The sequence below is a fragment of the Micromonospora sp. KC606 genome, from assembly GCF_004348675.1.
Classification (GTDB): domain Bacteria; phylum Actinomycetota; class Actinomycetes; order Mycobacteriales; family Micromonosporaceae; genus Micromonospora.
On sequence record NZ_SMKN01000172.1, the window covers coordinates 1 to 11,782 of the forward strand.

Consider the following 11,782-nt stretch of genomic DNA (forward strand, 5'->3'; position numbering starts at 1 on the left):
GGTAACGGGCGGTGGGGCGGGTGAGGTCAGGAGAGGGCGGCGGCGATGGCCGTGGCGGCGGCGGTGACCTGGGGGCCGACCGTGTCGACGTCGAGCGGGGCCAGCGCGACCACGCCGACGCTCGCCTCCAGCCCGGCCACACCGAGCACCGGCGCGGCCACCCCGTACGCCCCGGCCTGGAGTTCCCCGACGGTGCTCACCGGGCGGGCGTCGCCCGACCGGCCGGCGAGAATGGCACGCCCGGCCGCGCCCCGCGTCAGCGGGTGCCGCGTCCCCGTCCGGTAGGCGACGTGGAACGACGTCCAGCTCGGCTCCACCACGGCCAGGGCCACCCCCTCACGGCCCTCGACCACGGTGAGGTGCGCGGTGGCGCCGGCCTGTTCGGCCAGCCGGCGCAGCGCGGGCAGCGAGCCCTCGGCGAGCAGCGGCTGGGCGCGGCGGGCCAGGTGCAGCAGCCCGGCGCCGAGGCGCAGCCGACCGTCGCTGTCCCGGCGGACCATGCCGTGCCCGCCCAGCGCCCCCACCAGCCGGTAGACGGCGGCGCGGCCGATGCCCAGCCGGTGGGCCACCTCGGTGACGGTCAGCCCGGCAGGGGCGTCGGCGACCAGGTGCAGCAGTCGCAGCCCCCGGTCGAGAGTCTGCGCCGTTTCCCCGCTACGGCGCGCCTCGCCTGCCGGTCCCGCCGTTTCCCCGCTACGGCGCGCCTCGCCTGCCGGTCCCGCCGTTTGCCCGCTACGGTGCGCCTCGCCTGCCGGTCCCGCCGTCTCCACAGCACGCAGCGTACGACCCGGCTCCGGGCGACCCCGGGAAGCGGGGACGGCTACCCTTGTACGGTGACGCTACGCCTGTATGACACCGCCGCCCGATCGGTGCGGGACTTCGTCCCGCGGGAAGCCGGCAAGGTGGGGGTCTACCTGTGTGGTCTCACCCTCCAGGCGCCGCCACACATCGGTCACCTTCGATCAGGCGTCAACTACGACGTGCTGCGTCGCTGGCTGCTCGTCGCCGGCTACGAGGTGCGGTTCATTCGCAACGTCACCGACATCGACGACAAGATCCTGACCAAGGCGCAGGAGCAGGGTCGGCCGTTCTGGTCCATCGCCTACGCCAACGAGCTGGTCCTGGCCGAGTCGTACCGGGCCCTGAACGTGCTGCCGCCGACGTACGAGCCGCGCGCCACCGGGCACATCCCGGAGATGCACGAGCTGATCGCCGCGCTCATCGCCGAGGGGCACGCGTACCCGGCCACCGACGGCTCCGGTGACGTCTACTTCGACGTCGGCTCCTGGCCGGCGTACGGTGCGCTGTCCCGGCAGTCGCCCGACGACATGCAGTCCGCCGGGGACGCCCCCGACCGGGGCAAGCGCGACCCGCGCGACTTCGCGCTCTGGAAGGGCGCCAAGCCGGACGAGCCGGCCGACGCCTACTGGCCGTCGCCCTGGGGCCGGGGCCGTCCCGGTTGGCACATCGAGTGCTCGGCGATGTGCTGGCGTTACCTGGGGCCGGAGTTCGACATCCACGGCGGCGGGCTCGACCTGATCTTCCCGCACCACGAGAACGAGCTCGCCCAGTCGCAGGCCGCCGGCCTGCCGTTCGCCCGGTACTGGGTGCACCACGGCCTGCTCAGCATCGACGGCGCGAAGATGGGCAAGTCGCTGGGGAACGCCCTCGACCTGGCGTACGTGGACTCGCTCGGGGTGCGCCCGGTGGAGCTGCGCTACTACTACGCCGCTGCGCACTACCGTTCCCGGATCGACTACTCGGAGGCCGCGCTGCGCGAGGCGGCGGTGGCGTACCGGCGGATCGAGGGCTTCGTGCAGCGGGCCGCGGAGCGGGTCGGTCCCGGGCTGCTCGGTGGGCTGCCCGCCGGTTTCGTCGCGGCGATGGATGACGACCTCAACACCTCCGCCGCCCTGGCCGTGCTGCACGAGACCGTCCGGGACGGCAATGCGGCGCTGACCGCCGGCGACGATGTGACCGTCCGCACCACCCTCGCCTCCGCCCGGGCCATGCTGGATATCCTCGGTGTCGACCCCCTGGATCCGGCCTGGACGGGCGGCGGCGGCGTGAACGACCTGCGCGGCGTGGTGGACTCCCTGATCGCGCTGGCCCTGGAACAGCGCGCGCAGGCCCGCAGCCGCAAGGACTGGGCCGCCGCCGACGCCGTACGCGACCAGCTCAAGCAGGCCGGCGTGCTGGTGGAGGACACCCCCCAGGGCCCCCGTTGGACTATTGGAGAGCAGGACTGATGGCCGGCAACTCGCAGCGCCGTGGCCGGCGACTGACGCCGAAGGCGGGTGCCCCGAAGGGCTCCGGTGGCAAGAACAAGGACTCCCTCGCGGGCCGGGGCCGCACCCTGCCCGCCGACGAACGGCCCTGGCACAAGGCGTACTCGGGCACCGAGAAGCTGCCCCAGCGCACCGCCTGGAAGCAGGACAAGGAACGGCGCGCGGCGGCCGAGGAGGGGCGTCCTCCCAAGATCGGTCAGCCGGGTACGAAGGACACCACCTGGGGCCGGGGCGCCCGCGCCGGCACCCCGTTCAAGGGTGGCGCGGGTGGTCGGGGCGGCAAGCCGGCCGGCCGGGGTGGCCCCCGGGTCGCGCCGGGGCGCAAGTCCAACCCGGCCAAGGACAGCCCGGAGCTGCTGGTCGGCCGTAACCCGGTGCTGGAGTCACTGCGCGCGCAGGTGCCGGCGACCGCGCTGTACCTCGCGCAGGGCATCGACATGGACGACCGGATCAACGAGATCACCCGGACCGCCGCCGACCGGGGCATCGCCCTACTGGAGATCAGCCGGGCCGAGCTGGACCGGATGACCGGCGGCGTCCTGCACCAGGGCGTCGGCCTCCAGGTGCCACCCTTCGCGTACCAGCCGTTCGAGGACCTGGTCGCCGCCGCCCTGGAACAGTCCGCTCCGCTGCTGGTCGCGCTGGACGGCGTGACCGACCCGCGCAACCTGGGCGCGGTGATTCGATCCGCCGCCGCGTTCGGCGCGCAGGGGGTCTTCGTACCGGAGCGGCGGGCCGCCGGGATCACCGCGACCGCATGGCGGACCAGCGCCGGCGCGGCGGCCCGGGTGCCGGTCGCCCAGGTCACCAACCTGACCCGGTCGCTGAAGGCGTGCCAGGAGGCCGGCTTCGTCGTGGTCGGCCTGGACGCCGACGGCGAGACCGACCTGTACGACCTGGAGGCCGCGGTCGGCCCGCTGGTCGTCGTGGTCGGCTCCGAGGGGCGCGGGCTGTCGCGCCTGGTCGGGGAGACCTGCGACCTGACGGTCCGCATCCCGATGATCTCCGACGTCGAGTCGCTCAACGCCAGCGTCGCCGCCGCGGTGACCCTGGCCGAGGTGGCTCGCCGCCGCGCCGCCGAGGACTGAGCCCGCTGACACCGAAGAGGGGCGGTCCGCCGGTGGCGGGCCCGCCCCTCTCGCCTCTTCGTGGGCTCACAACTGTCGGCTCCAGGCGAAGATGACCAACGCTCCGAACAGGGCGACCAGCACCGCGGCCGGGACGAGCCAGGGCGCGCGTCGTCCGCCGTGCAGTGCCAGCGTCAGCCGCTGGTGGATCGCGGCGATGCCGGCCAGCGCGGCCGGCTCAGCACGGCGTGGTTGACGACGGCCACCGGTCCCGGCCGGCGTGCCGGCTCAGCACCGGGCCTGCCCAGCAGGCGGGTGCGCAGGGCGCCCCACCACCCGGCGACCGAACGCCCCTGACCGAGCAGCCCGGCCGGTAGCGCGGCCACGGCGACCGGGAGCAGCGCCGCGCAGTAGAGCAGGCTCCGGATCGCCGACCGGCCCAGGCGGTACGCGGCGGCGGCGCGTGACGGAGGGGCCTGGGGCAGGGTGTGGACCATGGACGGCACGGCGCTCCTCGGTTTCGCTGCGAGTCGCGTCGAACCTATGCCGCGCCGGCGCGCTGGCGCTTCGTTGATCACCCGGATGCCGGCCCGGAGACGACGATGGGGGTGCCCACCGATCGGCGGGCACCCCCTGCTGTCGTACGTCAGATCCGCTTGCCGGTGGAAGCGTGGAACACGTGGGTCCGGCCGACGCGGGGCTTGACGAACACGGTGTCACCCATGTTCGGCATGGTCCGACGGTCGGTGCGGACCACGAAACGCTCGTTGTGGCCCTCGAGCGCGGCGTGGCCGTAGACGTTGGCGTCCGAGCCGAGGTCCTCGACCAGCTCCACCACGACCGGCATGCCGCCTTCGGTCGGGCTGACCAGGTCGCAGTCCTCCGGGCGGAAGCCGACGGTCACCTTGCCGTCGCTGCCCTCGGCGCGGGCCGCCTCGGCCTGCTCGCGGTTCAGCGGGATGAGCAGCTCGGCGAAGGCCGCGCCGCCCTCGGTCAGCGGCACCGTCTTGATGTTCATGGCGGGGGAACCCATGAAGCCCGCGACGAAGACGTTGGCCGGGGTGTCGTAGAGGGCACGCGGGGTGTCCACCTGCTGGAGGACACCGTCGAGCATGACCGCCACCCGGTGACCCATGGTCATGGCCTCGACCTGGTCGTGGGTGACGTAGACCGTGGTGATGCCGAGCTTCGCCTGCAGCGAGGCGATCTGGGTACGGGTCTGCACCCGGAGCTTGGCGTCGAGGTTCGACAGCGGCTCGTCCATGAGGAAGACCTGCGGCTCCCGGACGATCGCCCGGCCCATGGCGACCCGCTGGCGCTGACCGCCGGAGAGCGCCTTCGGCTTGCGGTGGAGGTAATCCTCCAGCTGGAGCAGCCCGGCCGCCTCCTTGACCCGCCGTTCGATCTCGGCCTTCGGGGTCTTGCGCAGCTTCAGCGCGAACGCCATGTTCTCGTACACCGACATGTGCGGGTAGAGGGCGTAGTTCTGGAAGACCATCGCGATGTCGCGGGCCTTCGGCGGCAGGTGGGTGACGTCCCGGTCGTCGATGTAGATCGCGCCGTCGTCGACGTCCTCCAGCCCGGCGAGCATCCGGAGGCTGGTGGACTTACCGCAACCCGACGGGCCGACCAGGACGAGGAACTCCCCGTCGCCGATCTCAAGGTCGAGCTGGTTGACCGCGGGGCGTTCGGTGCCCGGGTAGATCCGGGACGCCTTCGCGTAGGTGACCGTAGCCATGCTGGTGCGCTTCCTTTCACCGGCAGGAACGTGCCGGACGATCCGAGTGAAGGAGCCGCCGGGCACCGTGCCGGTGCCGGCCCACGGACGCCACCCGCGGGCGGCCGGAGCCGATCGAGGTGTCGTGCGTGTCACTGCACGGTAAACGGGTTTTCGCACCCTGCCAAGACGTGAGACACCGGGTGGGACAGCAGGGATTCACATTCCGGGCAGTCGGGCACGCCGAGGCATCAATCCCCTCACCTGGTCGGCCGGGTCAGCGTTCATCCGTCGGCGAACACGTCGGCAAATTGACGTTTTCCATGCTGGGGACCCCCGCCAAGCGAGGATTTCCCGAAGTCAGTCGCTATGCTGACCTCTGCGCACGCGCCCCTGTAGCTCAGCTGGCCAGAGCACTCGCCTTGTAAGCGAGATGTCGCCGGTTCGATCCCGGCCGGGGGCTCCAATTGCATCCATCGATCCGGCGGGTCCCCGCCGGCTGGTTCGGCTCGGTATCGTGTCGGGCTGTCCGGCGCGGAGGCAATTGGCCGCCGGACACAACCCGGCTGGGGGCCATGAGCGACGCCGATCTGTTGGCCCGGCCCCTCGGGGAACCGGTGCCGCGATGAGCAGGGTGGTGGAGGAGTCGAACCGGGCGATGCTGCGGGCCCGGGACGCGATGGACCGGGCGTACGCCGAGTCGCTGGACATCCCGGCGCTGGCCCGCATCGCGCTGGTCTCCGAGGCCCACTTCATCCGGACCTTCCGCGCCACCTTCGGCGAGACCCCGCACCGCTACCTGCAACGCCGTCGGGTGGAACGGGCCATGTCGCTGCTGCTGGAGAGCGATCGGGACGTCACCGACATCTGCTACGCGGTCGGGTTCAACAGTCTCGGCACGTTCAGCCGCACGTTCCGGCAGATCGTGGGCCAGTCGCCGACCGAGTTCCGCCGCACCCGGCGGCCCACGACGGGCGTGCCGAGCTGCTTCACCAAGGCGTGGACCAGGCCCAGCAGTTTTGGATAAGCAGCAGGTCAGGGCCGACCCGTAGCGTCTTCGGCATGACGATGAACGCGATCAGCCGGTCTCAGATCTACGTCCTCGACCAGGACGAGGCACTCGACTTCTACGTCGGCAAGCTCGGCATGGAGGTCAACACCGACGCCGACCTCGGCTTCATGCGCTGGCTGACGGTGAACCTGCCCGGCGACCCGGAGCGGGAGATCCTGCTGGAGAGGCCGGGCACGCCGGCGCTGGACCCAGCCACCGCCGAGCAGGTCCGCGAGCTGCTCACCAAGGGGGCGTTGGGCGGCACGCTCTTCATGACCACGGATGACGCGTACAAGACGTACGAGGACCTGGTCGGCAAGGGTGTGGAGATCACCGACGAGCCGGCCGAGCGCTCGTACGGAATCGACTTCGGCATCCGCGACCCGTTCGGCAACAAGATCCGTATCGGCCAGATGTTCCCCCGGGCCTGAGGGGCGACGACGTCCGACCCGATCGCCCTTCCCGGCGGACGGCCGGCTGCCGTGAGCCGGGATCGGGCGCTGCGGCGGCGATGAGCGGGACGGACACGATCGGGAGGCGCGGATTAGCATCGTGCCTCCCGATCATGTGCGAGGTGACGATGGGCGTCCGTCTGCTCTACCTGGCCCGGCACGCCGAGCAGGAGCACGCCGAGGTCGAGTCGGCGGAGGCGGGTCTCTCGGCGCGTGGCCGCCGGCAGGCCGCCCTGCTCGGCGAGCGGCTGCGCGACCTGCCGTTGCGCGCCGTCCACCACGGGCCACTGCCCCGCGCCGCGGAGACCGCCGAGCTGGTCGCGGCGGCACTGCCCGACATTCCGGTGTACGAGTCGGAGCTGGCCGGGGACCACCTTCCCCATGACACCGACCCGGCCGGCCTGCCGCCGTCGTACGCGGGTTTCCTGGCCGCCTTCACCCCGGCGGAACGGGTGGACGGGCCCCTGGCGACGGCGGCGGCCGCCGACCGGTTCGCCACCGCCCCGACCGACGGTGAGGTCCGCGAGCTGGTGGTCACCCACTCTTTCCTGATCGCCTGGCTGGTGCGGCACGCCCTGGACGCACCTGAGTGGCGTTGGCTCGGGCTCAACTCCCACAACGCGGGGTTGACGGTGATTCGCTACAGTTCGGCGGGGCCACCCAACCTGATCGCCTTCAACGACGTCGCTCACCTGCCGCCGGAGCTGCGCGGGACCGGCCTGCCCGCCGATTACGCCCGTCCGTAGTTTCCAGCCCCGAGCTGCGCGGCGTCGGCCGCCTCGGCGACGCCGCATTCGAAGGGGCGTACCGCCGGATCAAGATCGACGAGGCCGCGAGCGTCCGCCCCACTGCGATCGACGGCGACGTCGAGGTCGGCCGGCTCAACGACCGCCCGCGACCCGAACATCCGGATCAGCGCGAAGGTCACCAGCATCCACGGCGCGATCCTCAGGAAGGACTTCCCGGCCATCGCCGAGGCCGTACGCGAGGTCGCCGCCCTCGACCGCAGAAACCGCTGAAGACACGACACTCCGACGGACTGCGAGCCGCGGCCGACGCGGCGGCCGGCCGTGGCCGTGACCGCCGCCCAGCTCGCGCCGCCGGGGACGTGAGCGGCGGCGTCCGGCTACCGTCGGCCGATGACAGCACCTGACCTGCCCCGGTACGAGTTCGCCTTCCCCGGCCCGCTGCGTGACCAACTGGTGGCGGTGGTGCTCTCCGGGGCCAAGACCTCCACCACCGGCCTGCTCCAGGACTACGAGATCGACGGTGAGCCGCTGCCGGAGGTCGGGGCCCGCTCGGTCGTGATCGACTCGGTCGACCGCCCGGTCGCGGTGATCGAGGTGACCGCAGTGCGGGTCGTCCGGCTCGGCGACGTCGACCTTGAACACGCCCGCGACGAGGGCGAGGGGTACGCCTCGGTGGCCGCCTGGCGGGCCGGGCACGAGGCGTACTGGCACGGCCCGGACTACCGTGGCTGGCTGGGCGACCCGAAGTTCACCGTGGACGACGACACCCGTGCGGTGCTGGAACGCTTCCGCGTGGTCGAACGGCTCTGACGCCTCAGCGGGTCGTGCCGTCGAGCCGGTCCCGGATCTCGAAGAACTCGGTGTTGAGTTCCAGCTGCCGGTGGGCGGAGATGAAGGCGACCACGCCGGCGGTCTCCGGGTCCGCCCAGCCACACACGGTCAGGTAGCGCCTGTCCTCGGTGAGTCCCCGGCCGCAGCGGGCCTCGCCGCCGTACCGGCCGTACTCGACGGTGCGGAAGGTCTTGACCGGATAGGGGCGCAGCACCCGGGCCAGGGCACCGTCCAGATCGGTGACCGTGCCGGACACCCCGCTGACCACGACCGCGTCGGCCTTCCGTGCGCTTCGGGCGTACGCCCCCTCGATGGTGCTGGTCGCGTCGGTGACCTGGTCCCGCAGCCGCTCCAGGGAGGACCGGGAGACCCGGGTCAGCTCCGGCTTCTTCGAGCGGGGCAGGCCCAGCACCGTCTCCGGCAGGGTCAACGCCCGGTGAGCCGCCGTCGTCGGGGCCGGTGTCGCCGCCCGCTCGCCGCCCACCCGGGCACAGCCCGAGGTGAACGTCACGGCGCCGGTGGCCACCAGCACGGCGAGCAGGGCAACGGGCCGGCACGGGCCGGTGGGACGTCTCTTCGGCATGGTGCTCCTCAATGGATCGGAGCGGTACGTTACCCGGCAAAGGTGGCGATCAGCCGTCCAGGCCGGGCAGCAGCGCGTCGACCAGCGCCTCGGCGTCCGCGGCGGAGAGCGGGCGGTGGGTCACCACCGCCCGCAGCCAGATCGGGCCGAGCAACAGGTCGGCAAGGAGGCGGTCGTCCACCGGGCCGGTCACCTCGCCCCGGGCCCGGGCCCGGCCGGTCACCTCGGCCACGTGCGCGCTGTGCTGGCCGAGCACTTCGCCGGCGAGCCGGGCCAGTTCCGGGTCGGCGCCGGTGTGGGCGAGCACGTCGGCGGCGAGCCGCCCCGGCCCCTCGCCGAGGAACGCCGTCTTCGACCGCACCAGGGCGACCAGGTCGCCGCGGAGCGTGCCGGTGTCCGGCACCGGCAGGTCCCGGGCCACGGCGTGTCGGAAGGTCGCCGCGACCAGCGCCGGCTTGGACGGCCACCAGCGGTAGAGCGTGGTCTTGTTGACCCCGGAGCGCCGGGCCACCCCCTCGATGGTCAGCCCGGCGTACCCCTCGGCGGCCAGTAGGTCGAGCACGGCGGCGTGGATCGCGGCCTCGCCGCGCGGCCCGCGCGCAGTCGGCCCGCCGGTGGCGCTCATCGCCCGGTGTGGCGCAGCAGCCGCAGCGCCAGGGTCATCCGGCGGGCCCAGGCCGCGGTCTGCTCACCCGGCCGGTGGTACGCCGGGGCGAGGTCCAGCCCTCGCTGCCGGGCGACGGTCTTGACCCGGGTGAACCGGAGCAGCCCCTCGGCACCGTGCCGGCCGCCCAGCCCGGAGTCCTTCCAGCCGCCCATCGGGGCGTCGACGCTGCCCCAGACGGCGGAGTAGCCGTCGTCGACGTTCACCGCGCCGGCGTCGATCCGCGCGGCGACCGTCTCGCCGCGCGCGCCGGAGCCGCTGAGCACGCTGGCATTGAGGCCGTACGGGGTGTCGTTGGCCAGCGCGACCGCCTCGTCGTCCGTGGTGAACCGGTACACCGCCACCACCGGGCCGAAGGTCTCCTCCGCGTACATCCGCATCCCGGGCGTGGCGCCGGTGAGCACGGTCGGCTCGAAGACGTACGGCCCGATGTCGGGGCGGTGCCGGCCGCCGGTGTGCAGGGTGGCGCCCCGCGCGACGGCGTCACCGACGTGCGCGGTGACCGTGTCGAGCTGCCGGGCCGAGGCGAGGGAGCCGAGGTCGGCGTCGAAGTCGCCGCCGATGCCCAGCCGCAGCGTGGCGGTGCGCGCCACGAACCGGCGCAGGAACTCGTCGTGCAGCCGGTTGGCGACGTAGATCCGTTCGACCGAGACGCAGAGCTGCCCGGCGCTGGCGAAGCAGGCCCGGATGGCCACCTCGACCGCCCGGTCCAGGTCGGCGTCGTCGAGCACGAGCAGCGGGTTCTTGCCGCCAAGTTCCAGTGAGGCGGGGATCAGCCGGCGGGCGGCCTGGGCGGCCACCTCGCGGCCGACCCGGGTGGAGCCGGTGAAGCAGACCATGTCGGCGCGCGCGACGACCAGCGGGCCGGCGTCGGCGCCCTCCCCGGCGACAACCTGCCACAGCGCGGGCGGCAGCCCGGCGGCCACGGCCAGGTCGCGCACCCAGAGGGCGGTGAGCATGGTGGCCGGGTCGGGCCGGTGCACCACCGCGTTGCCGGCCACCATGGCCGGCAACACCTCGGCGGCGGCCAGCGAGAGCGGATAGTTCCAGGGCGAGACGACACCGACCACGCCGACGGGGGAGCGCAGCTCGCGGGTCCGGGTGAGGACCGGCAGCGCGCCGGCCCGTCGCCGGGGGCGCAGCAGCTTCGCCGCGGCACGGGCGTAGTACCGGGCGTTGATGGCGACGTCGAGGACCTCCTCGACGGCGTGTCGGCGAGCCTTGCCCGATTCGAGCTGGATCAGGTCCAGCCCTTCGGCCTGCCGGTCGAGGACGAGGTCGTGCAGGCGCAGCAGCACGGCGGCGCGTCGGGCCACGGGCAGGGCTGACCAGGACCGCTGCGCCTGGGTCGCGTCGGCGAACGCGGCGTTGACGTCGTCCGGGCCGCTGGACGGCACGTCCACCGTCGGCGCGCCGGTCAGCGGCGACCGGGCGGTGAACGGCGCGCCGGTGCCGCGTACCTGGGTCACCAGGTCGGCGGCCCGTGCCGGCAGGGCCGGCGGCCGCCCGCGGGCCGCCGGGTTGCCGGGGACCTCCGTACCCGCGGAAGCCGTGGAAGCAGTCATGCCACCACCATAACGCAACGCAACGTCGCGTTTTTGTGTTGCGTCCGGATCTTCGGCACGGGCGGGCTCACCCGAGCCCGGTGGCGGCCAGCAGCAGATGCGCGATCTCGGCGGCGGTCGGCGGCGGTTGCGGGCCGGTGGGGCAGTCGGTCCACGCGACGCTGCCGGACGGGAGGGTGAGCCGGTACCGGTAGGTGTCCGCGCAGCCGGCGTCCACGGTGCCCCCGCCGCCGCCGGGGTCGGCGGTTCCGGTGAGCGCGCGGAGTCGGTCGAGGTCGGCGGGGGAGAGCTCACCCCTCCGAAGGGCGCCACCCCGGCCGGCGACCGTCCACCGCCCGTCGGGTCCAACGGTCAGCGTTTCGGTGCGGCCCGCCAGGCCGCCGGAACGGGTCAGGGTCACCCGGAGGTCGGCCGTGCCGGTGGAACTGCTCACCGTGGGGCCGGGGGTGGTGGTGCGGGGAAGGGTGTCGGTCGAGGTCCCCGCGCAACCGGTCAGCAGCCCGGCCACAACGACGATCTTGACAATGGCCAGGGTGGATGATCTCATGCCGGTCGGACGCGCACCGTCGCCGTCGGGTTCCGTCAGCAGGACGCCCTCCCCCGTTCGGCCAGTGTCGGTGTCGGCGAGTGCTCCCACCCTTCCGCTTTGCCGGCTGTATCGCTATATCTGCACCTGTGACTACCCCCGTCACCGGTTTCCCTGCCAGGAGGGCACGTGAAAAGACCTCTCGCCGCCGTCAGCGCGGTGCTGCTCGCCAGCGGCATGCTGACCTGCGTCGTCACCACGGCGCAGGCGGCGCCCACCGCCCCCGCCC

14 protein-coding genes and 1 tRNA gene are annotated in these 11,782 nt (G+C 73.1%); 7 read left to right on the plus strand and 8 right to left on the minus strand.

What is annotated here, in order from left to right:
- Positions 1-26: 26 nt before the first annotated feature.
- Positions 27-770 carry a helix-turn-helix domain-containing protein gene (locus E1193_RS24270; protein WP_132185494.1) on the minus strand — a complete coding sequence of 248 codons (744 nt, stop codon included), beginning with the start codon at positions 768-770 and terminating at the stop codon, positions 27-29.
- Between the two features lie 63 nt (positions 771-833).
- On the opposite strand from E1193_RS24270, the gene cysS reads away from it, so the two are divergent.
- Together cysS and rlmB are read left to right on the plus strand one after the other, a co-directional pair.
- Entirely contained in the window at positions 834-2,249 is a 1,416-nt protein-coding gene (gene cysS, locus E1193_RS24275) for a cysteine--tRNA ligase (protein WP_132185495.1), read from the plus strand.
- Positions 2,249-3,376, plus strand: coding sequence for a 23S rRNA (guanosine(2251)-2'-O)-methyltransferase RlmB (gene rlmB, locus E1193_RS24280; protein ID WP_132185496.1), 1,128 nt, complete (start codon positions 2,249-2,251; stop codon positions 3,374-3,376). The genes cysS and rlmB overlap by 1 nt, the downstream gene beginning before the upstream one ends.
- Before the next feature lie 173 nt (positions 3,377-3,549).
- Here the strand turns inward: rlmB and E1193_RS24285 are convergent, their stop codons facing one another.
- Together E1193_RS24285 and ugpC are read right to left on the minus strand one after the other, a co-directional pair.
- Positions 3,550-3,861, minus strand: coding sequence for a hypothetical protein (locus tag E1193_RS24285; RefSeq protein WP_132185497.1), 312 nt, complete (start codon positions 3,859-3,861; stop codon positions 3,550-3,552).
- A 140-nt stretch (positions 3,862-4,001) separates the two neighbouring features.
- Positions 4,002-5,093 (minus strand): sn-glycerol-3-phosphate ABC transporter ATP-binding protein UgpC, encoded by a 1,092-nt coding sequence (gene ugpC / locus E1193_RS24290; protein ID WP_132185498.1) that lies wholly within the window; start codon positions 5,091-5,093, stop codon positions 4,002-4,004.
- 368 nt (positions 5,094-5,461) lie between these two features.
- On the opposite strand from ugpC, the gene E1193_RS24295 reads away from it, so the two are divergent.
- The 4 genes from E1193_RS24295 to E1193_RS24310 all read left to right on the plus strand — a co-directional run bounded on the left by E1193_RS24295 (position 5,462) and on the right by E1193_RS24310 (position 7,321).
- A tRNA-Thr gene (locus E1193_RS24295) sits at positions 5,462-5,538 on the plus strand.
- Positions 5,539-5,697: 159 nt separating this feature from the next.
- Complete coding sequence (locus tag E1193_RS24300; RefSeq protein WP_132185499.1) at positions 5,698-6,099, plus strand: AraC family transcriptional regulator; 402 nt, start codon at positions 5,698-5,700, stop codon at positions 6,097-6,099.
- A gap of 35 nt (positions 6,100-6,134) precedes the next feature.
- A complete protein-coding gene (locus E1193_RS24305) occupies positions 6,135-6,554 on the plus strand; it encodes a VOC family protein (protein WP_132185500.1) in 420 nt (139 codons plus the stop codon).
- A gap of 149 nt (positions 6,555-6,703) precedes the next feature.
- Positions 6,704-7,321 carry a histidine phosphatase family protein gene (locus E1193_RS24310; protein ID WP_132185506.1) on the plus strand — a complete coding sequence of 206 codons (618 nt, stop codon included), beginning with the start codon at positions 6,704-6,706 and terminating at the stop codon, positions 7,319-7,321.
- Here the strand turns inward: E1193_RS24310 and E1193_RS32590 are convergent.
- Entirely contained in the window at positions 7,306-7,545 is a 240-nt protein-coding gene (locus E1193_RS32590; protein ID WP_207922845.1) for a hypothetical protein, read from the minus strand. The two genes, E1193_RS24310 and E1193_RS32590, sit on opposite strands and share 16 nt — an antisense overlap.
- Before the next feature lie 169 nt (positions 7,546-7,714).
- Here E1193_RS32590 and E1193_RS24320 point away from each other — a divergent pair, with 169 nt between their 5' ends.
- Complete coding sequence (locus E1193_RS24320; RefSeq protein ID WP_132185501.1) at positions 7,715-8,134, plus strand: ASCH domain-containing protein; 420 nt, start codon at positions 7,715-7,717, stop codon at positions 8,132-8,134.
- Positions 8,135-8,138: 4 nt separating this feature from the next.
- On the opposite strand, the gene E1193_RS24325 is transcribed toward E1193_RS24320, so the two are convergent.
- The 4 genes from E1193_RS24325 to E1193_RS24340 all read right to left on the minus strand — a co-directional run bounded on the left by E1193_RS24325 (position 8,139) and on the right by E1193_RS24340 (position 11,514).
- The gene (locus tag E1193_RS24325) at positions 8,139-8,738 is read right to left on the minus strand and encodes a hypothetical protein (protein ID WP_132185502.1); all 600 of its coding nucleotides are present in this window, start codon (positions 8,736-8,738) and stop codon (positions 8,139-8,141) included.
- A 49-nt stretch (positions 8,739-8,787) separates the two neighbouring features.
- Positions 8,788-9,363 carry a TetR/AcrR family transcriptional regulator gene (locus tag E1193_RS24330; protein WP_132185503.1) on the minus strand — a complete coding sequence of 192 codons (576 nt, stop codon included), beginning with the start codon at positions 9,361-9,363 and terminating at the stop codon, positions 8,788-8,790.
- Positions 9,360-10,967, minus strand: a complete 1,608-nt coding sequence (locus E1193_RS24335) for a succinic semialdehyde dehydrogenase (protein ID WP_132185504.1) — start codon at positions 10,965-10,967, stop codon at positions 9,360-9,362. Before E1193_RS24335 ends, E1193_RS24330 begins: the two co-directional genes overlap by 4 nt.
- Before the next feature lie 67 nt (positions 10,968-11,034).
- The gene (locus tag E1193_RS24340; RefSeq protein WP_132185505.1) at positions 11,035-11,514 is read right to left on the minus strand and encodes a hypothetical protein; all 480 of its coding nucleotides are present in this window, start codon (positions 11,512-11,514) and stop codon (positions 11,035-11,037) included.
- Positions 11,515-11,782 lie beyond the last annotated feature (268 nt).